Source organism: Ruegeria sp. AO1, assembly GCF_056535985.1.
Map to the genome: position 1 here is coordinate 423,756 of NZ_JBQFJC010000001.1, position 20,045 is coordinate 443,800.

Sequence of the window (20,045 nt, forward strand, 5' to 3'; positions counted from 1 at the left end):
ATTCCCCGATGGCAGACCAGCACGCCGAATTGACATGGAGAGAGGACCGGATTCCGGTCTCGGACCAGTTCGATGACCCCTATTTCTCGTTGCAGAACGGGTTGGAGGAGACGCGGCATGTCTTTCTGTCGGGCAACGATCTGCCTGCGCGCTTTGCGCCAGGGTTTCATATTGCCGAACTGGGCTTCGGCACCGGCCTGAATCTGCTGACCGTTTGGTCCGCGTGGGAGGCCGCAGGCCAGACCACCCCGCTGCGATTCACCAGCTTCGAGGCCTTCCCCATGGCCCCCGAGGATATGGCGCGCGCCCTGGCCGCATTCTCCGAGGTGCAACCCTGGGCTGACCGCTTTCTGTCGCAATGGCGCGGCGGGTCCTGTCAGTTCGACATGCTGCATCTTGAGGTGATCGAAGGCGACGCGCGTCAGACGTTGCCCGGCTGGACAGGCAAGGCCGATGCGTGGTTTCTGGACGGCTTCTCACCCGCCAAAAATCCTGAACTCTGGGGTGCGGATCTGATGCAGCATGTGGCCGATCACACGGCACCGGGCGGCACCGCGGCCACCTACACCGCAGCAGGCTTTGTCCGTCGCGGGTTGGAGGAGGCCGGTTTCGCAGTCACCCGCGCGCCCGGCTACGGCCGCAAACGGCATATGACACGGGCAGTGAAAGCGTGACGCAGCAGAACAATATCTCGGCCGGGATCGCGCTGATGGTCGCCTCGACGGTGGTTTTTGCCCTGCAGGACGGGATCTCGCGCCATCTGGCGGGGACGTATAACACCTATATGGTGGTGATGGTCCGCTATTGGTTCTTCGCCGCTTTTGTCATCGCACTGGCGGCCCGCGCTCCGGGTGGGTTGAAGGCGGCGGCGCGCACCGACCAGCCAAAACTGCAGATCTTTCGCGGCGTTCTGCTGGTGACCGAGATTTGCGTGGCCGTTTTCGGCTTCACCAAGCTAGGTTTGATCAACAGCATGGCGGTTTTCATCTGCTACCCTCTTCTGGTCGCGGCCCTCAGTGGCCCGGTTCTGGGTGAAAGCGTGGGCTGGCGGCGTTGGACGGCGATCGGGGTTGGCTGCGTCGGCGTGCTGATCATCCTGCAACCGGGGGTCGGCGTGTTTAACCCCTGGGCGATCATACCGCTGATCTCGGCCTTTCTGTTTGCGGTTTATTCGCTGCTCACCCGCTATGCCGCGCGCCAAGACAGCGCCGCCACCAGCTTTTTCTGGACCGGCGTCAGCGGAGCCGTTGCCATGACGCTGGTCGGCATGTGGTTCTGGGAGCCGATGGCACAGGCGGATTGGGCCTGGATGGCAACGCTTTGTGTTAGCGGTGCGTTCGGCCATTGGTTGCTGATCAAATGCTATGAGGCGGCCGAGGCCAGCGCGGTGCAGCCCTTTGCCTACCTCCATCTGGTCTGGGTGGCGATCCTTGGCATCGCAATCTTCAATGAGGTCCTGCGCCCCGAGGTCGTCATCGGCGCTGGTCTCGTTGTCGCGGCGGGGCTGTTCACCCTATGGCGCGAACGCCGCAAGGGTTGATCCGGTCAGTTCCTGCGAGAAGGGCACGGGCAGGGCGGGTTTACCCAGACGCGCGCGATAAACCGGAAGGCTTTCGGTCACGCGCATCACATAGTTGCGCGTTTCGCTGAAGGGGATGGTCTCGATCCAGTCGACCACATCCACCTCACCGGCACGGGGGTCTCCGTAGCGCTCCATCCATGCGATCGGCCGCCGTGGTCCGGCATTATATCCGGCGGCCATCATGACCACATTGCCGTTGAAATCTGCCGCAAGACTGGACAGGTAGTTCGCCCCAAGCTTGGCATTGTATTCCCAGTCCGAGGTCAACCGCCCGGTCTGATGTCCGCTTAGGATCCCCAACTCCTGCGCGACCAGCTTGGCCGTCGCTGGCATCACCTGCATCAAGCCACGCGCGCCTGCACCGCTGATCACCACGGGATCAAATTCGCTTTCACGGCGGGCGATGGCCAAGGTCATCTCTTTTGCCATTGGCAAGCCGATATCTGCGACCGGATGCACTGGGTAATAAGCTGCGGGCAGAACCGTTCCTGTGGTCGCGGCGCGTTTGGCGATCATCACGGCCAGATGCGGCTCTTTCAACTCGATGACCAGATCGCCCAGTTGATTGGCTTGCGCTGTATCGAGGCTTTCGACCAGATGGGTCAGAAACCGTTCAGAGAGGTTGTCCTCCCCTGCTTTGAGCAGTAGCAGACCGGCCTCCAATACGCTGGAGTTCGCAAATTCGGCTTGCCGCCAATGCGCGGCGCGGGGCGGGTTGGCGAGGGTGCTGTCGAACGGCCGCCCGATCTGCTCGGCTGCCAGAATGCCGTAGAATGACGTTTGATAGTCTGCTCCCATGGCATAAGCGTCATAGGCTTTCTCGGCATTTCCTTGTGCCGCGTAGGCGCGACCCAGCCAATAACCAGCACGACCTCGTGAAATCGGAGACTTCACCGCGCCTTCGAAGTTCTGGAAATGCCGAACCGCCGTTGCCGGGTCGTTTAACTTGCGCAAAGCCAGGAACCCGGCCAACCATTCCAGATCGGCATAGCCATAGCCCATCTCGGGCGTCATGTGGTGATTGGCAGCAACCTCATAGGCACGGGACGCACTGCCCTGCCGCATCTCAAGCCGGGCCAGTCGGCGTCGCCCCTCAGCCCATTTGTCGGGCTCACCTAGGGCGTCCGGGCCAGTTGAGCGTGACAGCATCAGATCAATGGCGCTGTCGTCCAACTCTTTCTTGTCGCGCCAGACAAACCGATCAAACGCTAGCCCCGGAGACCCTGCCAGAGCCTTGGGTACGGCAGAAATCTTACCGTCCACGCCCGGTTCGCGTTTTTGCAGGGCAATTCGGGCTTCCGCCAGTTTGCGCTGATCGGCGCTGACCAGAGGCAGCATACGCCCGGCGCTGACCAAATGATTGTCCCACAACATCCGATCCAGCCGCGCAGTGTGGTGCGGTTTCAGCAATTTGCCGAAATTCTCAAGATAATCCTTTTGCAAGCCCGACCCCATGGGCATGGTGCGCCAGGCTGTTACGATATCGGCCTCGGCGTCCCCAATCCGGCCCTTGGCTTTCAGGGCAACGGCATAGTTCAGCGCGCCTTCGGCCGTTTGCGGCGGCTGATCGGCGTAGAAGTTCACCGCTCGATCCGGATCAGCCCCGGTAAAGGACGGCTCGCTCTTGCGGCGCAACCAGGCCAGTCCGGGCCAGTCGGGGCGGCGCTCAAGAAACACAAGCACATCGCCTGAGCTGCCAAAGCCCTCTCGCAGCCAATGCCATACGATGATGTCACGAGTAACCGAGCCGCGTGCGCCAGAAACCGCTAGCGCTTCGTTCCAGTCACCTTTGCGCATTTCGGCCAGCCCGGCGCGCAGATCACCGGCAGCATCGGCCCGCGCGGCGCTTGCCTGCATCCCAAAACACAGAATCACTGTTGCCAAAAAGGCCAGAACGCGTGTCATCCCTTGCATTTCCCAACCAACCGAGGATAGAGCCATTCAGGATAAACCTTGCGCCGCCAGTATCAACTCACAAAGCCAAAAACGTGAGCGAGGATGGCGCAAATACTGCAACCGCACTTCAAGGAGCGCGACCCATGTTCAAAGGCTCAATGCCAGCTCTCGTCACCCCGTTCAGCAACGGCGAGTTGGACCTGGATACGCTCAAACACTTGGTAGAGTGGCAGATAAAGGAAGGCTCGACCGGTCTGGTTCCCGTAGGTACCACCGGCGAAAGCCCGACGCTGAGCCATGAAGAGCACGAAACCGTCGTGGCCGAAGTGGTCAAAGCGGCCGCAGGTCGGGTGCCGGTAATTGCGGGCGCAGGTTCGAACAACACGGTCGAGGCCGTTCGATTCGTCCAGTTTGCCAAAAACGTCGGGGCCGATGCGGCGTTGGTGGTCACGCCCTATTACAACAAGCCGACCCAAAAAGGCCTGCTGGCCCATTTCCGTACCCTGCACGATTGCGCCGAGATTCCGATCATAATCTACAACATCCCGGGCCGTTCGGTCATCGACATGACCCCCGCGACCATGGGCGAACTGGCAAAGCTGCCACGCATTGTCGGTGTCAAAGACGCGACGGGCGATCTGGCGCGCGTCAGCCAGCAGCGCGCAAGCTGTGGTGCCGACTTCTGTCAGCTGTCGGGCGAAGACGCCACTGCGCTGGGCTTCAACGCGCATGGCGGCGTGGGCTGTATTTCGGTCACGGCCAACGTTGCTCCGAAACTTTGCGCTGAATTCCAACAGGCCACGCTGGCGGGCGACTATGCCAAGGCTCTGGACTATCAGGATCGCCTGATGCCTCTGCACGAAGCGATCTTCATCGAGCCCGGCCTAGTCGGCGCGAAATATGCGCTGAGCAAACTAGGCCTGTGCAGCACCGAAGTTCGCTCACCTCTGACTGAACTGGAAGACAGCACCAAGTCTGCCATCGAAGCCGCGATGGCGCATGCAGGTCTGATCTGAAACAGGATCCGCTCTTCACCTGGCTAAAAATATCCCGGGGGTGAATTGGCCCAAAGGGCCAAGAGGGGGCTGGCCCCCTCACGCCCTATCGCTTGCCGTAATACAGCCCGACGACATGCTCCGCCTGCGCGAAGAACAACCAGCGCGACGCGGCAACCCCGGCCAAATGCGAAACAACCGCCAGCAGCGCAAGCAGGTGTTTCAGAGCGAGCCCTTCCAACGGAATTGCGATGAACAGAACGGGCAGCGCAAAGGCCAACAGGAACGAAATGATCCTCAGCTTCTCGGCATGTTTGCGGCCAACCACGTGGACGAACTCTCGTAGCAAGTAGTTGGTGCCAGTGTGCGGAGGCTCAAACGCCCGCACCGAGCCGCGCTGACCCAACCCTGTTGCTGTCCCAAGGTCAGTCCCCGAGCTGGCAATCGCCTTGTCCCCCTGACGCCAGTATAGAATCTGTACAAGAGCAGCGATCAACAGCAAGGGAAGCGCGACCGAGGTTTGACCGGCCATCAAGGCCCCTCCGGCCAGGCTGAAGCTGAGGAACATGGCCGGTGTCAGCTTCATGTTCCAACGAGGGATTGTCTTGAGTTGAGTGTAGATCATTGATGTGGTGAACACCGTGGCCAGCGAGAACAACGCGCCGAGCCAACCCAAAAGGCTCCACCGCTCACCCAGAAAGACCGAGCCGAACGCGAACAGGCCCATCAGCACCAGTGCGATCACCGCGCACCAGCCCTCGCGGCTGAGCCAGCTAGAGCGCCATTGCGTGAACGCTTTCCACGCCCGTTCCGGGTGGCCGAGGTGAAAGGTTGACGCCAGCAATCCGCCGACGGCCAGCCCGTAGGCAATCAGGAAGAAGACAAACGCAACCCAGCCTGTGACCTCGGGCATTCCGAGGCCAAGGAAGAACAGCAGCCCAAAGCCGAGGCCGGACAAGGTGGTGAAGATGATAACGGAAGGGGCCGGATGCATCAGAGCTTCTCCAGAGTTTTGTCGAGCCAGCCGAGGAACCCTTTGGGCTCTTCCGCGACGGGGGCCAGCAGTGGGGCCAGAATGTCGATCTGGTCCTCGATCTGATCCTTGGGTCTGGGCGGCAGGTATTTGTTGACAGGTTTGGTGCCCATTTCAGGCATCAAGTCCATGCCGTCCCTTTCAGCGACCAGCTTGCTGACCTCGCTGTTAGGATCGCCGAGGTCCCCGAAATGACGCGCTCCGGCTGGGCAGGTACGGACGCAGGACGGCACCCGATCCACCTCGGGCAGGTTTTCGTTGTAGATTCGATCGACGCAGAGAGTGCATTTCTTCATCACGCCCTCGGCCATGTCCATTTCCCGTGCGCCATAGGGGCAGGACCAGGCGCAGAGGCCGCAGCCGATGCAGTCGCTTTCGTTGACCAGCACGATCCCATCCTCGACCCGTTTGTAGCTGGCTCCGGTTGGGCAGACCGTGACGCAGGGTGCGTCTTCGCAATGCAGGCAGGATTTGGGGAAGTGGATCAGTTGGGCAGGGCCCTCGGTCGGTGTGACCTCGTAGGAGTGGACACGGTTCAGGAATGTGCCCGAGGGGTTGCCGCCATAGGCATCCTGATCAGACAAGGGTGCACCGTAATTTTCGGTGTTCCAGCCCTTACAGGAAATCACGCAGGCGTGGCAGCCGACACAAGTGTCGAGGTCGATGACGAGGCCCATTTTGCGGTCTGTGGATTCGGGGAGTTGCGTCATATCAGGGAACCTCGGCTTTGGTGGGCGGGGCAGGGGGCCAGCCCCCTCTTGAGCCCTTGGCTCAATTCACCCCCGAGATATTTTTGGCCAGATGAAGATTGGATCATTTGCCTACCTTCCACGCGATATCCTTCGGGCCGGTGCCGACGGGGGAATTGATCGGGGCAAATTCGGGTTGGCTTTCGGTATCCGCTGGAGGGGCGGCTTTTTCGATCCTGACTTTCAGGTCGAACCACGCGGCCTGACCGGTGATCGGGTCTGAGTTGGCCCATCGCATACCGTCCCCCTTGGGCGGTAGCAATTCGTGGATCAGGTGGTTGAGCAGGAAACCCTTGGTGGCCTCGGGTGCGTCCTCTTGCAGCGCCCAGGCACCTTTGCGCTTGCCGATGGCGTTCCATGTCCAGACGGTGTTTTCATTCAACGCAGCCATTTCCATCACGGGTACGGTGATCTCGCCGTGGGGGGAGTTGACCTTGGCCCAATCGCCGTCTTGCAGCTCGTGTTCGCGCATTAGCTTGGTGGGGACGTAGAGCGGGTTGCGCCCGTGAAGTTGCCTCAGCCAGGCGTTTTGGGTGCCCCAGCTGTGGTACATCGCCATTGGGCGCTGAGTCAGGGCGTTGACGGTGAAGCCTTCGTTGCCCTGTTGGTCAGTCTCGTACCAAATGGGCAGAGGGTCCATGGCGTCTTTGATGCGTTGTCGCAGGTGGTCGGGGGGTTGGTTCGGTCCGTGTCCTTCGGCGGCCAGTTGGAACTTGCGCATCGGTTCTGAATATAGCTGGAACAGGTAGGGCTGCGGGCTGTCGTAGAGGCCCATTCCAACGGCCCAGTCCTGATAGGCGGCATTCCACGGTTTGTAGTAATCCGCACCTTCCGGGATATGCGCGACATAGAAGCCTCCGTTGTCGATATAGCGGTTCAGTTGGTCCGGGTTGACTTCTCCGCGGCCTTCCTTGGAGCCGTCCTCGCCCCGGAACCCGGCCAGAGGGCCGATGCCCGGCTTGCGCTGGTGATTGACGATATAGTCGGCATAGTCTTTCCACTTGGGCGTGCCGTCTTCGTTGGTGAAGCCCGGCAGGCTCATGCGGTTGGCGAGTTGGATCAGAACCGACTGGAACCCGCGTACGTCGCGGTCGGGTTCGACCACTGGCCAGCGGATGGCATCGGCGGCGGCGTCGGCCTCGCAGATCGGGCGATCCAGCAGCGAGATACAGTCGTGCCGCTCAAGATAGGTGGTGTCGGGCAGGATCAGGTCGGCATAGGCGACCATTTCCGAGGAATAGGCATCCGAGTAGATGATATGCGGGATGACGTATTTGCCGTCTTCGGTTTTGGCCGACAGCATCTCCATCACACCTTTGGTGTTCATGGAGGAGTTCCACGACATATTCGCCATATACATGAACAACGTGTCGATCTTGTAGGGATCACCCGCGGCGGCGTTCGAGATCACCATGTGCATCAGCCCGTGGGCCGACATCGGGTTTTCCCATGTAAAGGCTTTGTCGATACGCTGAGCGGTGCCGTCTTCGTCTAGCAGGAGGTCTTCGGGGCCGCGCGGGAAGCCAAGGTGAGGGCCTTCCAGAGGGCGGCCTGGGCGGCGGTCTCCGTGTGGCGTTGGATGCGCCTCGACGGGTTTGGGGTAGGGCGGTTTGAAGCGGAAGCCGCCGGGAACCTCGACCGTGCCCAGCAGGATTTGCAGCACGTGCAGCGCGCGACAGGTCTGGAAGCCGTTGGCATGGGCCGAAATCCCCCGCATCGCGTGGAAGCTGACCGGGCGGCCTGTCATTTTGGAGTGCTTTTCGCCGCGGAAATCGGTCCATTCCTGGTCGAGCTCGATGGCCTCTTCAAAGGCGACGCGCGCGATTTCGGCGGCGATGGCGCGGATTTTCTGGGCCGGAATACCACAGCGTTCGGCCACGTTTTCGGGGGCGTGATCGTCCGAGAGGTATTTCTCGGCCATCTTATGGAAGACCGGGCGGTGAGTTACGCCATCCTTGTCGTAGGTGGCGGACAGATCCGGGCGCACGCCGGGCTTGTCAAAGGCGGCGGGCTTTCCGGTCACACGGTCGATCACCAGAGGCTTTCCGTCGGCATCGCGCAGGAACAGGCCCTTCTCGGGGTCGTCAGAAGCATTCACAAGAACCGGCGCGTTGGTGTAGCGGGCAAGGTAGTCGAGGTCGATCTTGCCCGCCTTCATCAGTACATGGATCAGCGACAGGATGAACAGCCCGTCGGTGCCCGGCGTGATCCCGACCCAATCGTCAGCCACCGCGTTGTAGCCCGAGCGGATCGGGTTCACCCCGATCACCCGCGCGCCACGCGCCTTGATCTTGCCGATGCCCATCTTGATCGGGTTACTGTCGTGGTCTTCCGCCACGCCGAACAGCATGAACAGCTTGGTGTGGTCCCAATCGGGCTGGCCGAACTCCCAAAACGCGCCGCCCATTGTGTAGATGCCGCCCGCTGCCATGTTGACCGAGCAGAACCCGCCATGGGCTGCATAATTGGGCGTACCGAAATTCTGTGCCCAGAAGCTTGTGAAGCTCTGACTCTGGTCGCGGCCGGTGAAGAAGGCCAGCTTGTGCGGGGCAGTCTCGTGCAACTCGTTCAGCCAACCGACGGCAGTGCTGATCGCTTCGTCCCATTCGATCTCGCGGAACTCACCCGAGCCGCGCGGGCCAACGCGGCGCAGGGGTTTGCGCAGGCGCGAGGGCGCGTTGACCTGCATGATCCCAGCGCTGCCCTTTGCGCAAAGCACACCTTTGTTGACCGGGTGGTCGCGGTTACCTTCGATATAGGCAACTTTTCCGTCCTTCATGTGGACATTAATGCCGCAGCGACAGGCGCACATATAACAGGTGGTGCGCCGGATCTCGTCCGAGACTTTCGGGCTGGTGTCGATCTTCGGTTGCTGGATTGTCATCTGGCGTCCTTATGTCGGGGCGGCGGGTCAGGTTAGGAATGTTAGTCCGGCGAGGATAATTCCTGCAATAAAAAGAGTTTCCACGACGATCAGGGCGATGGCTGCGCCTCCGACCGAGAGGATTTGTTTCAGGTTCGTCTTCATTCCAACCGCAGCGATCGCGATCAGAAGCAGCCAGCGGGAGGTCTGGCTGAGCAACTCGGACAGGAAGGGCGGGATCAAACCGAACGAGCTGGCTGCGGCCAGTACCAGAAACCCGATAACAAATCCGGGCAGGATGGGAGGGCGCTTGCCCGCTTCGTCCATGTCAGTGACGTTGCGGATGATCAGCGAGGCGACCAGAACCACCGGGGCCAGCATCGCCACTCGGAACAGTTTGACCAGCGTGGCGGTGTCGCCGGTTTGCTCTGAGATTGAAAACCCTGCGCCCACAACCTGGGCGACATCGTGGATCGTGCCACCCAGAAACACACCGCCCGCCACGTCATCCATGCCCAGCGTGCGCACCAGAATCGGATAGGCGATCATGGCGATGGTCGACAGGACGGTGACGCCCAGAACGGTGAAAATCAGGCGCTCTTCGGATCGTTCATCCTTGGGCAGGATGGCACTGATTGCCATTGCCGCGGACGCGCCACATATAGCGACAGAGCCCGCCGTCAGGAACGCAAAGCGCCATTTGTGACCAAAGAACCGCGCGATCAACAAGCCAAATGCGATGGTGGCCAATACGCCGCCAACCACAAGTGCGATCAGGTCCCAACCCAACCCCATCATCAGCGTCATCGAGATACGCACACCCAAAAGCGCCACGCCAAGGCGCAGCAGGGATCTGGCTGCAAAACCAATGCCGGGGACGGTTTTTCCGTCTTCGCCCAGAAAACTGAGCGCGATGCCAAGCAGCAAGGCCATCAGCATGGCTGGGGTCGCGTAATGCTCCGACAGGAATTTTGCCGTTACAGCAACAGTGATTGCCACCATAACCCCGGGGAACAATGTTCGAGCCGTCTGGGCGACATCCGCGCCGAAGGAGCTTTTGAGTTCAGTCTTACCCAGCATCGGTTCGTTGATCTTTCTTGAACACGTTTATAGTTAAGCGGCAAAGCCGCAGAGGTTATGCAGTAGCTGGATGAGCTGGCTCTTGCGATGAACCCACTTGTTGTGCCTGCACGGCGGTCACGGCGATCATGTGCAGCACATCGTCCGAAGAACAGCCGCGCGAGAGGTCGTTTGCGGGTTTGGCCAAGCCTTGTAGAACGGGCCCAATGGCCTCGGCCCCGCCAATGCGTTGGGCGATCTTATACCCTAGGTTGCCCGCATCGAGGTTGGGGAAGACAAACACGTTTGCTTTCCCTTCCAGTGGCGAATTCTTGGCTTTTTTACTGGCGACCTCTGGCACATAGGCCGCGTCGAACTGCAACTCTCCGTCGATGATCAGGTCCGGCTTAGCGGTTTTGGCAATTTGTGTAGCCTCAACCACCTTGGACACTTTCGGATGGCTGGCACTGCCGCTCGTCGAGAAAGACAGCATCGCAACACGAGGCTCTTTTCCGGTGAGTGTAAGATAGGACGCAGCAGAGGCCTGAGCGATCTCAGCCAACTCGCGTTCGTTCGGATCAACGACCAATCCGCAGTCGGCGAAAATATGGGCGCCCTGAACTGTGTGATGGTCGCGGTCATAGATCATCAGAAAGAAACTAGACACCATATGGGCGTCAGGTGCTTTGCCGATGATCTGCAAAGCGGCACGAACAGTGTCCGAAGTGGTTTCCACAGCACCGCCGACCGTGCCGTCAGCCAGCCCGAGATGGACCAACATGGCGGCGTAGTTCAGACGGTTTTGGACCAGCGACTTCGCAGTCTCAGGCGTTACGCCTTTGTGTTTGCGCAGTTCGAAATAGGCATCGGCAAAGCGATCCAAGTGGGGCGAAGTTGCCGGATCGTGAATGTCTATCCCGGCTACATCGGTTCCGCCTTTTTCAGCCAGCAAAGAGGCAACTTTGGTCTGATCGCCGACAAGGATAATATCGGCTGCATCTTCGGCACGTGCTTTCAACGCACCTTCTACAACACGTGGATCATCGCCCTCAGCAAGGGCGATGATCTTTTTGGAACTGGTCGCAGCCCCGAGAATTTGATGTAGGGGCTTCACCGCGATCAGGCCTCGACTTGCGGCTTCATGTCTGCTGCTTCGATACCCGCAACCGCAACCGGCTTTTTCATCGCGTCGCGGCGGAACGGCTCACCCAGTTCTTGATTGATCATGGCTTCGATCAAGGTGGTGATACCGTTCTTCTGGTCTTCGATGGCCTGGTTCAGAGCCGCTGTCAGTTCGTCCTGCGTACGTGCGACAACGCCTTTCAGGCCACAGGCCTCTGCGATACCGGCGTAAGAGACCTTGGTATCCAACTCGGTGCCGACGAAGTTGTCGTCGAACCAAAGGGTCGAGTTCCGCTTTTCCGCACCCCACTGGTAGTTGCGGAAGACGATCTGGGTCACGGCGGGCCATTCCTCACGTCCGATCGCCGTCAGCTCGGTTACGGCGATGCCAAAGGCACCGTCGCCCGAGAAACCAACAACGGGCACATCCGGGCAGCCGATCTTGGCGCCGATCACCGACGGCAGACCATATCCACAGGGGCCGAACAGGCCAGGGGCCAGATATTTTCGACCTTCTTCAAATGAGGGGTAAGCGTTGCCGATGGCGCAGTTGTTGCCGATGTCGGACGAGATGATCGCCTCTTTCGGCAGTGCTGATTGAATCGCACGCCAAGCCATACGCGGGCTCATCCAGTCCGGCTTGGCCGCACGAGCGCGTTCGTTCCAGGTCGTGCCCGGGTCGTCCTGCTCGTGGTCCATTGAGGTCAGTTCCTGCGCCCAACGCGACTTGGTTTCAGCGATTTTCGCCTTACGCGCATCGCGGCCTTCATCGCCCGCGGTTCCCGAAAGCTGTGCCAGGATACTGGTTGCAACGGTGGCTGCGTCGCCAACGATACCAACCGAGACCTTCTTGGTCAGGCCGATGCGGTCTGGGTTGATGTCGACCTGAATGATTTTTGCGTCAGTTGGCCAGTATTCCATACCGTATCCGGGCAGGGTCGAGAACGGGTTCAGACGGGTGCCAAGGCACAGAACAACGTCCGCTTCCTTGATCAGCTCCATCGCAGCTTTCGAGCCGTTGTAACCCAGAGGGCCGGCAAACAGCGGGTGCGAGCCGGGGAAAGCGTCGTTGTGCTGGTAGCCAACACACACTGGGGCGTCCAGACGCTCGGCCAGTTCTTTTGACGCTTCGATGCCACCTGCTGACAGCACCGTGCCAGCACCGTTCAGAATGACCGGGTTCTTGGCATCGGACAGCAAAGCGGCGGCTTCGGTCACGGCAGAGGCGCCGCCCGAAGGCAGTTCGAATTCGACCACGGCAGGCAGTTCGATATCGACGACCTGAGTGAAGAAGTCACGGGGCACGTTGATTTGTGCCGGGGCTGAGGCGCGCTTGGCTTTGGTGATCACGCGGCTAAGAACTTCCGCCATACGCGACGGGTCGCGCACTTCCTCCTGATAGCAGACGCAGTCTGCGAACATCCGCATCTGTTCCATTTCCTGGAAACCGCCCTGGCCCATGGTCTTGTTCGCGGCCTGAGGAGTGACCAGCAGCAGCGGGGTGTGGTTCCAGTAGGCGGTTTTGACGGCGGTAACAAAGTTGGTGATGCCGGGGCCGTTCTGCGCAATCATCATCGACATTTTGCCGGTGGCGCGGGTGTAGCCGTCGGCCATCATGCCGCCAGAGCCTTCATGCGCGCAATCCCAGAAGGTGATGCCAGCTTTCCCGAAAATATCCGAGATCGGCATCATGGCAGAACCGATGATGCCAAAGGCATGCTCGATCCCGTGCATCTGCAGAACCTTAACAAAGGCTTCTTCCGTGGTCATTTTCATCGGTGGCTCTCCAAAACTGAATGCGTGAATTGGCCGGGGGGTTCAGCCCGGCCTTTGATACGGTTTTGGCGTATGGGTGCGGATGGCGTTAGGGCCAGATGAGGCGGCGGAATACGTCCAGCCGACGGTCAACTGGCCCGGATCGCATCCGCGATCAGTTTCACCCCGGCCTCTATGCGGTCGGGAGCAATGGAGGAATACCCCAGACGGTAGAAGTTCCGAGGTGGCCTCGGCCCTGAGAAGAAGGGCGCACCGGGTTCGATATGCACCCCTTGCGCCTGCAATGTGGTGGCCAGTTGCGCGGTGTCTATATGCGAAGGGGCCTGCATCCAAATGGACGACCCGCCAAGCACGCCACGCCCTGCGACTTGTAGCGCATGGGTTTGAACGGCTTTGTCCAACGCCTCGCGCCGTTGGGCCAAGGCGTTGGACATGCGCCTGATCTGAGCGTCGTAATGCCCGAGGGACAAGAAATAGGCTGCTGTGCGCTGAACATGCCCCGGAGGATGCCGCAACACCAGCGACCGAAGCGCACGCGCCTCGCGGATGAAGGTCTCGGACCCGACCATGTAGCCCAGTCGCAATCCCGGAAACAGCGATTTCGAGAAGCTACCCACATAGACTACCCGCCCGTCGCGATCCATCGACTTGAGCGCGGGTGAAGGCGCGCCCAGATAGGCCATCTCGAACTCGTAGTCGTCCTCAACGATCATGGCGTTCAACTCGCTCGCGCGTTCCAAAAGGGCGGTTCTGCGGCTGACGGGCATGGTGGCCGTTGTCGGGCTTTGGTGGCTGGGGGTGGTAAAGATCACGTCGGTGTCGTCTGGCAGAGCCTCGGGCGGCAGCCCGTCGCCATCCACGCGGATCGGTGCCATGGTGCAATCCGAATGGCTCAGCAGCTCACGCAGAGCGTAATAGCAGGGGTCTTCGATTGCCGCTGTGCGCCCCTTTTTCAAAAGAATGCGCGAGGCCAGCCACAATGCGTTCTGCGCGCCCAGCGTGATCAGGATCTCTTCGGGGTGGGCGGTGATGCCTCGGCGAGGCAGGGTGTGGCGGGCAATAAACTCGACAAGCAGAGGATCGTCCTGATCAGCGTAGTCAGCCGTTAGGGACTCGAAGTCCTTGTGTCCCAGCGCCCGAACCGCACACAGCCGCCAGTTCGCGTGGTCAAACAGCGTCCGGTCGGCCTGCCCGTAGATGAACGGGTATTTGTAATTGCGCCAATCCTGAGGTTTGGTCAGAACATTACCGCCCGAAAACCGCCGGGCCAGCGCGTTGTCCCAGTCGACCGTCTCTTCACTGCGCGGGACGGGTGTGTATTTCGGCGGGACCGGCGCGTTTTCGGATACATAGTAGCCCGAACGCCCCTTGGCGGTCAGGTAGTCATTCGCCAGAAGTTCGGTATAGGCCAGCGTCACCGTAATCCGGCTGACGCCCAGATGGGTTGCCAGCTTGCGGGACGAGGGCAGCTTTTCTCCGATGTGGAACCGGCCAGACAGGATGCCTTCAGCGATCATCTGCTGGATCTGCGCCTGCAGCGTCCCCTGTCCGTTCAGCTCAAGAAAGAAAGTGTCAACCGAGATAGCCATGAGCGCTTATAGATTGGACTTAAGGTGGTGGCAATCTGGACTTACATGCCTCGGAGTGAATTTGTGATGCGACTTGACGAGAAAACTTGAATCACCTAAATAACTAGAAATCTAGTTTAATGGAGAATTCAGATGTGGGAAACCACTGCAGCAGGATTTTCGGCCATGGGGTCCGAGGCCCGGTTGAAGGTCCTGAAAACACTTGTACGGGCCGGGCAGGCCGGTCTGACCGTCGGTGAGATCCAGACGCGCACCGGAATTGCCCCCTCCACCCTTGCGCATCACCTTCGGTTTCTGGCCGCAGGTGGTGTGGTTGAGCAGGAAAAGATCGGGCGCACGACGATCAATCGCGCCTGTTTCAACGAATTGCGAAACCTGGCGCAGTTCATTCTCAGTGAATGCTGCGCAGACGAAGTCGGAAAGGCCGCAAACGATGGCTGAACTATCACAAAACCCGAAAGCCTCGGCCAAACTCGCGTTGGATGTGATCAAAACGCCTTGGGCTTTGATCGTCGCGGTACTGGCGCTTGTCGCAGTTTTCGATCCGGGCAACTGGGCTGAGGTCGTAACCTTTGCCGCCAAGGCACTGGCGCATACAGGCCAGTATATCCTGTTCGCTGTCCTTCTGTTGTCCTATCTCAAGGCCACTGGGGCCGAAGTCATGGTGGCGCGCGCTTTTGAGGGGCGGGAAACCAGGATGATCTTTCTGGCTGCCTTGTTCGGAGGGCTTGCGCCGTTTTGTTCCTGCGAGGTGATCCCGTTCATCGCCGGGCTTCTGGCACTGGGTGCGCCGCTGTCTGCGGTGATGGCCTTCTGGCTCAGCTCTCCTCTGATCGACCCGCCGACATTGCTGATCACCGCAGGCGCATTGGGGTGGCCCTTTGCCATCGGCAAGGCCGTTGCAGCGGTTGCCTTAGGTCTGTTCGGCGGGTTCGCCGTGCGTCTTCTGATGCGCAACGGAGCCTTCGTTCAGCCCCTGCGCGAATACAAACCCGCCGGTTGCTGTGGCTGCGGCCCCAAGCTGGATGACAAACCCGTCTGGAAGTTCTGGCAGGAACCCGAACGACGTCAGCGTTTCCGCTCTGAGTTCGTTCATAACGGTATCTTCCTGCTGAAATGGCTGGCTCTGGCCTATGTGCTTGAGGCGCTTCTGGTCAGCTATGTGCCAGCAGACCTGATCGCACGCGTTGTCGGCGGAGAAGGCGTTCTGCCCATCGTCGTTGCCGCGCTGGTCGGAATGCCCGCCTATCTGAACTCCTACGTCGCGCCACCGCTTTTGGCGGGGCTGATGGAGCAAGGCATGACGGCGGGGGCGGCCATGTCCTTCATGGTGGCAGGGGCGGTCAGCTCAATCCCGGCCATGGCTGCGGTTTGGTCACTGGTGAAACCGCGCGTCTTTGCAACCTATTTGACCCTTGGGGTTGGGGGCGCGATTGTCGCCGGGATCCTTTTCCAGATGCTCTGAAAAAGAAAACGCCTGGCGCAGTGCCCGGGCGTCTTCCTCTGGTTCGCTAGGGATCAACCAGCCTCGCAGAGCCGAGGCAGTTTGAACCGGTATCTTGCCTCTCCGCTTTCCACGTAGACGCGTTTTTCCACACAAGCGCTGGTGCCGACCGATTGGGAAACCGGCGCCTCGGTCGAGGTGATCGACGTGGCCGTCCCATCGGGCAGACGAACCGAAGCGATGACCCCGTTCTTTAGATCCCCGTTGATCGCTGTAGCCGACAAAACCGGGACGGTCATGAAAGAATGATGCTCATGTTCGCCGTCATCCCCCAGCAGGAACAGGCCGCCGACAATGACCGCCATGACCACAACAGCAGCCAGACCCAAACCCCAGGTTTTCAGGAAGGCATAGATCGTTACGGCGCGGTGTGGGCCAAAGATGGCAGATAGAATGCTGAGCATGAGAGGTCCCAAGAAAACGCCCCAGCCAGTTTAGACCGAGGCGGGCCAGAAATCAGGGGCGCAGATCGTCTTCTTCTTCGTCGTCCCCACCGCCTTTGGGAAGGTTGAAGAAGCTGTCGGCGTCCACGATCGGATCACTGTCTTCCTTTTCGGCTTCCGGCTCTTCAGAGAGCGAGAAGGTTTCCAGACCCTCAATCGCGGTTGGGATCTTCGGCGCTGCGTCCATTTCCAGCGACTGCTCGGTCGAGACCAGCTTGCGGCGCTCGTCATCGCTCATCACGCCGCCTTCGGCGGCTTTCTTCGCGGCGGCCTTCTGCACCACGGCGTCCAGTTCGGACTGTTTGCACAGGCCCAAGGCAACCGGATCGATGGGCTGCATGTTGGCGATGTTCCAGTGCGTACGCTCGCGGATCGACTGGATGGTCGGCTTGGTGGTGCCAACCAGCTTGGCGATCTGACCGTCGCTAAGCTCGGGGTGGAACTTGACTAGCCACAGGATCGAGTTCGGACGATCCTGACGCTTGGACAGCGGGGTATAGCGCGGGCCACGGCGCTTTTCCTCGCCCGTTGCCGACGGGTTGAACTTGAGCTTCAGCTTGTGCAGCGGGTTGTTCTGCGCTGCATCGATCTCTTCCTGCGTCAGTTGGTTGTTGGCAAGCGGGTCGAACCCTTTTACGCCAGCGGCCACATCGCCATCGGCAATGCCCTGCACTTCAAGCTCGTGCATTCCTACGAAATCCGCGATCTGCTTAAAGCTGATCGTGGTGTTGTCCACCAGCCATACGGCTGTTGCCTTGGCCATAAGCGGTTTTGCCATCAGCCCGTCTCCTATACATACATCTGTCCCGTCGCCGGAATTCGGCGGCCCCGGGTTTTGGGGCAGGTTTCCGTTGTCGGGGAACTTGGGGTGTATATAGTCGCCGCGACGCAAGAAGGGAAGAGGCGAATGCGCCATGGGTTTTTAGCGCTGGTTTTGTGGGCCATAAGCGCAGTCGCCGCGCTGGCCGAGGGCGAAAAGGCCGGTGAGTTCGACTATTACGTCCTCGCGCTGAGCTGGTCTCCGAACTGGTGCGCGCGCGAAGGGGATGCGCGTGGATCAGATCAATGCGACGCCCGGCATGACCATGGCTGGATATTGCACGGGCTCTGGCCTCAGTTCCATCAGGGCTGGCCCTCCTATTGCCGCACGCCCGAGGCCCCGCCGTCGCGTGCAATGACCCGCGCGATGGAGGATATTCAGGGCAGTGCGGGCCTTGCATGGCATCAGTGGAAGAAACACGGCACCTGTTCGGGCCTGTCGGCGCGGGGCTATATGGATCTTTCGCGCGAAGCGTATGGTCGCGTGACCCGGCCCGAGGTGTTCCGCCAGCTTGATACCTCGGTCAAACTGCCCGCGTCGATCGTCGAAGAGGCCTTTCTAAAGGCCAATCCCAAGCTCGAGCGCGACACGATCACCATCACCTGCAAACAGGGTTACATCGAAGAGGTTCGCCTGTGCCTGTCCCGCGACCTTGATCCCGTGCCCTGCGGCCGCGATGTCATCCGGGACTGCACGGCCAAGGACGCCCTGTTCGACCCGATTCGTTAGAGCTTTTTGTTCTGACAGTCCCGCGCGTATTCCAGCGCCTTGGCGGTGCCTTTGAGGTCGATGGCCATCACCACCTCGCCCGCCGGGTTGTAAACGGTCATCGTCTTGTTCTGAGCGATCGCGGTGACGAAATTCCGGTCCGTGAAAAAGACAGTCGCGCCGGGGACATCACGCTCGTTGAAGCCAATGGCGGTGGCGTCATAGCTTTTGCCGTCCAGAGCAAATCGGATCGGATAGGTTTTGCCCTGTTCGATATCGCCCCAGGCCTTGTTGTAGACGGCGAAATACCCGCGATTGCCTAGCGCGTCGTAACCGATCCGCACCACCGAGAGGTCCTGATACACCGTCTGGATCAGGCACCCATTGCCCAAGGCTGGGTCCATCATGATGTTCCAGCCATCGACAAAGCCCTTGTCGATCAGTTGCTGCGAAAACGCTGCAGTGGCTGTAAAGGCGGCAAGTGCGAGGGCAAAAAGGCGTTTCATAACAGTTCCCAAAATCAAACGGATAAGGTCATAGCCATAGTACACGCCGCGTGCGGCAGGCAAAGGCCATTCTTGACTGATGGCACCACGAAAGAAGACCTATGTGCATGGCTGAACCCGGCTATGCCTCGCTGGGTAGGCGCTTGAAACTCGGCTGTGGCACAATAGTTTTTGCCCCATAAGACAAGGAACGAGCCATGCCGCAACATCCAAGAACATTCTCTCACATCGGATTGTCCGTCCCAAACGTTGACGAGGCTGTAAAGTTCTACTCCGAAGTCCTTGGTTTCTACGTGATCATGCCGCCGACTGAAGTGGTAGAGGATGATACGGATATCGGTGTCATGTGCACTGATGTGTTTGGTCCGGAATGGAAAAAACTACGTATTGCGCATCTCGCGACTGCTGATCGCATCGGGTTCGAGCTTTTCGAGTTTGACGGGAATTATGTACCAGAAAACAATATCGATTTTCGCCAGAATGGGACGTTCCATTTTTGCGTCCAAGACCCGGATGTCGAAGGTCTAGTAGAAAAAATCGTTGCAGCCGGTGGCAAACAACGGATGCCGATTCGATACTATTATCCCGGAGAGAAACCCTACCGAATGGTCTACGTCGAAGACCCCTTTGGTATTGTCTTCGAGATCTACAGCCATTCCTACGAATTGACCTACTCGTCGGGCGCTTACACCTGAAATACGAGGCGGAGTCTCGTGTGCAACCGGAAGGGGCAAAAGCGTTCCGGGTACTCTCATATTGCAATGCTCAGAGCTCTTTTCGGGCCCTCAGTGCTGCTGTAATCGTTCCGTCATCTAGATAGTCCAGCTCGCCACCAATCGGCACGCCCTGCGCTAGTGATGTCAAGCGGACCTGCCCCTCCAACTGATCAGCGATGTAATGCGCCGTGGTCTGGCCGTCGACGGTGGCGTTCAGGGCGAGAATGATCTCGGTGACGCCTTCTGACACCACCCGGTCCTTGAGGCGGGGAATGCGCAGCTCATCCGGGCCAACGCCATCCAGCGCCGACAGCGTGCCGCCCAACACGTGATAGCGGCCTTTGAACACGCCTGAACGCTCCATCGCCCACAGGTCGGCGACGTCCTCGACCACGCAAAGCTCTCCGGTCGCGCGGGCCTCATCGTTGCAGATGTCGCAGATGTCGGTGGTGCCCACATTGCCGCAATTCAGACACTCTCGGGCAGTGATGGCGACCTGCTGCATAACGTCGGACAAGGGCGTCAGCAGCAGGGAGCGTTTGCGGATCAGGTGCAGCACCGCGCGGCGGGCCGAGCGAGGGCCGAGGCCGGGAAGCTTGGCCATCAGGTCGATCAGATTGTCGATGTCGCTGTTGGAACTCACGGCCTATCCTGTCTGACGCCGGAGGGAGCCTCCGGCGGGAG

The 20,045-nt window shown here is 59.8% G+C and carries 19 protein-coding genes; 7 read left to right on the forward strand and 12 right to left on the reverse strand.

Going from position 1 to position 20,045, the window contains the following annotated elements:
- The first annotated feature begins 8 nt into the window (after positions 1 to 8).
- Together mnmC2 and ACR3FB_RS02105 are read left to right on the forward strand one after the other, a co-directional pair.
- Positions 9 to 674 carry a tRNA (5-methylaminomethyl-2-thiouridine)(34)-methyltransferase MnmC2 gene (gene mnmC2, locus ACR3FB_RS02100; protein ID WP_480563748.1) on the forward strand — a complete coding sequence of 222 codons (666 nt, stop codon included), beginning with the start codon at positions 9 to 11 and terminating at the stop codon, positions 672 to 674.
- Complete coding sequence (locus ACR3FB_RS02105) at positions 671 to 1,540, forward strand: DMT family transporter (RefSeq protein ID WP_480563750.1); 870 nt, start codon at positions 671 to 673, stop codon at positions 1,538 to 1,540. The genes mnmC2 and ACR3FB_RS02105 overlap by 4 nt, the downstream gene beginning before the upstream one ends.
- Here the strand turns inward: ACR3FB_RS02105 and ACR3FB_RS02110 are convergent.
- A complete protein-coding gene (locus ACR3FB_RS02110; protein ID WP_480563752.1) occupies positions 1,514 to 3,487 on the reverse strand; it encodes a lytic transglycosylase domain-containing protein in 1,974 nt (657 codons plus the stop codon). The two genes, ACR3FB_RS02105 and ACR3FB_RS02110, sit on opposite strands and share 27 nt — an antisense overlap.
- A gap of 134 nt (positions 3,488 to 3,621) precedes the next feature.
- Here ACR3FB_RS02110 and dapA point away from each other — a divergent pair, with 134 nt between their 5' ends.
- Positions 3,622 to 4,494, forward strand: a complete 873-nt coding sequence (dapA, locus tag ACR3FB_RS02115; RefSeq protein ID WP_480563754.1) for a 4-hydroxy-tetrahydrodipicolinate synthase — start codon at positions 3,622 to 3,624, stop codon at positions 4,492 to 4,494.
- An 85-nt stretch (positions 4,495 to 4,579) separates the two neighbouring features.
- On the opposite strand, the gene ACR3FB_RS02120 is transcribed toward dapA, so the two are convergent.
- The 7 genes from ACR3FB_RS02120 to pdxR all read right to left on the reverse strand — a co-directional run bounded on the left by ACR3FB_RS02120 (position 4,580) and on the right by pdxR (position 14,664).
- Positions 4,580 to 5,467 (reverse strand): dimethyl sulfoxide reductase anchor subunit family protein, encoded by an 888-nt coding sequence (locus ACR3FB_RS02120; RefSeq protein ID WP_480563756.1) that lies wholly within the window; start codon positions 5,465 to 5,467, stop codon positions 4,580 to 4,582.
- Positions 5,467 to 6,216 (reverse strand): 4Fe-4S dicluster domain-containing protein, encoded by a 750-nt coding sequence (locus tag ACR3FB_RS02125; protein WP_480563758.1) that lies wholly within the window; start codon positions 6,214 to 6,216, stop codon positions 5,467 to 5,469. Before ACR3FB_RS02125 ends, ACR3FB_RS02120 begins: the two co-directional genes overlap by 1 nt.
- A 103-nt stretch (positions 6,217 to 6,319) precedes the next feature.
- Complete coding sequence (locus ACR3FB_RS02130) at positions 6,320 to 9,139, reverse strand: molybdopterin oxidoreductase family protein (RefSeq protein WP_480563760.1); 2,820 nt, start codon at positions 9,137 to 9,139, stop codon at positions 6,320 to 6,322.
- Between the two features lie 27 nt (positions 9,140 to 9,166).
- Positions 9,167 to 10,198 (reverse strand): YeiH family protein, encoded by a 1,032-nt coding sequence (locus ACR3FB_RS02135; protein WP_425083550.1) that lies wholly within the window; start codon positions 10,196 to 10,198, stop codon positions 9,167 to 9,169.
- 55 nt (positions 10,199 to 10,253) lie between these two features.
- Positions 10,254 to 11,291, reverse strand: coding sequence for a phosphate acetyltransferase (gene pta / locus ACR3FB_RS02140; protein ID WP_170677941.1), 1,038 nt, complete (start codon positions 11,289 to 11,291; stop codon positions 10,254 to 10,256).
- Positions 11,292 to 11,296: 5 nt separating this feature from the next.
- Complete coding sequence (xsc, locus tag ACR3FB_RS02145; protein WP_425083548.1) at positions 11,297 to 13,075, reverse strand: sulfoacetaldehyde acetyltransferase; 1,779 nt, start codon at positions 13,073 to 13,075, stop codon at positions 11,297 to 11,299.
- A 128-nt stretch (positions 13,076 to 13,203) separates the two neighbouring features.
- Complete coding sequence (gene pdxR, locus ACR3FB_RS02150; protein ID WP_480563762.1) at positions 13,204 to 14,664, reverse strand: MocR-like pyridoxine biosynthesis transcription factor PdxR; 1,461 nt, start codon at positions 14,662 to 14,664, stop codon at positions 13,204 to 13,206.
- 132 nt (positions 14,665 to 14,796) lie between these two features.
- Between pdxR and ACR3FB_RS02155 the strand changes: the two genes are divergently transcribed.
- Together ACR3FB_RS02155 and ACR3FB_RS02160 are read left to right on the forward strand one after the other, a co-directional pair.
- Positions 14,797 to 15,105: an ArsR/SmtB family transcription factor gene (locus ACR3FB_RS02155; RefSeq protein WP_480563764.1), complete on the forward strand. Its 309-nt coding sequence runs from the start codon at positions 14,797 to 14,799 to the stop codon at positions 15,103 to 15,105.
- Positions 15,098 to 16,129 carry a permease gene (locus tag ACR3FB_RS02160; protein ID WP_480563766.1) on the forward strand — a complete coding sequence of 344 codons (1,032 nt, stop codon included), beginning with the start codon at positions 15,098 to 15,100 and terminating at the stop codon, positions 16,127 to 16,129. Before ACR3FB_RS02155 ends, ACR3FB_RS02160 begins: the two co-directional genes overlap by 8 nt.
- A 53-nt stretch (positions 16,130 to 16,182) precedes the next feature.
- Here ACR3FB_RS02160 and ACR3FB_RS02165 read toward each other — a convergent pair whose 3' ends face one another.
- On the reverse strand, positions 16,183 to 16,572 hold the full coding sequence (locus ACR3FB_RS02165; RefSeq protein ID WP_480563768.1) for a hypothetical protein: 390 nt from the start codon (positions 16,570 to 16,572) through the stop codon (positions 16,183 to 16,185).
- A gap of 52 nt (positions 16,573 to 16,624) precedes the next feature.
- Complete coding sequence (locus tag ACR3FB_RS02170; RefSeq protein WP_419738916.1) at positions 16,625 to 17,389, reverse strand: DUF1013 domain-containing protein; 765 nt, start codon at positions 17,387 to 17,389, stop codon at positions 16,625 to 16,627.
- A gap of 129 nt (positions 17,390 to 17,518) precedes the next feature.
- On the opposite strand from ACR3FB_RS02170, the gene ACR3FB_RS02175 reads away from it, so the two are divergent.
- Complete coding sequence (locus ACR3FB_RS02175) at positions 17,519 to 18,160, forward strand: ribonuclease T2 family protein (protein ID WP_480563769.1); 642 nt, start codon at positions 17,519 to 17,521, stop codon at positions 18,158 to 18,160.
- On the opposite strand, the gene ACR3FB_RS02180 is transcribed toward ACR3FB_RS02175, so the two are convergent.
- The gene (locus tag ACR3FB_RS02180; RefSeq protein ID WP_170666038.1) at positions 18,157 to 18,645 is read right to left on the reverse strand and encodes a hypothetical protein; all 489 of its coding nucleotides are present in this window, start codon (positions 18,643 to 18,645) and stop codon (positions 18,157 to 18,159) included. The genes ACR3FB_RS02175 and ACR3FB_RS02180 overlap by 4 nt on opposite strands.
- A 197-nt stretch (positions 18,646 to 18,842) precedes the next feature.
- Between ACR3FB_RS02180 and ACR3FB_RS02185 the strand changes: the two genes are divergently transcribed.
- The gene (locus ACR3FB_RS02185) at positions 18,843 to 19,340 is read left to right on the forward strand and encodes a lactoylglutathione lyase family protein (protein WP_170471292.1); all 498 of its coding nucleotides are present in this window, start codon (positions 18,843 to 18,845) and stop codon (positions 19,338 to 19,340) included.
- 70 nt (positions 19,341 to 19,410) lie between these two features.
- Here the strand turns inward: ACR3FB_RS02185 and recR are convergent, their stop codons facing one another.
- A complete protein-coding gene (recR, locus tag ACR3FB_RS02190; protein WP_480563771.1) occupies positions 19,411 to 20,004 on the reverse strand; it encodes a recombination mediator RecR in 594 nt (197 codons plus the stop codon).
- Positions 20,005 to 20,045 lie beyond the last annotated feature (41 nt).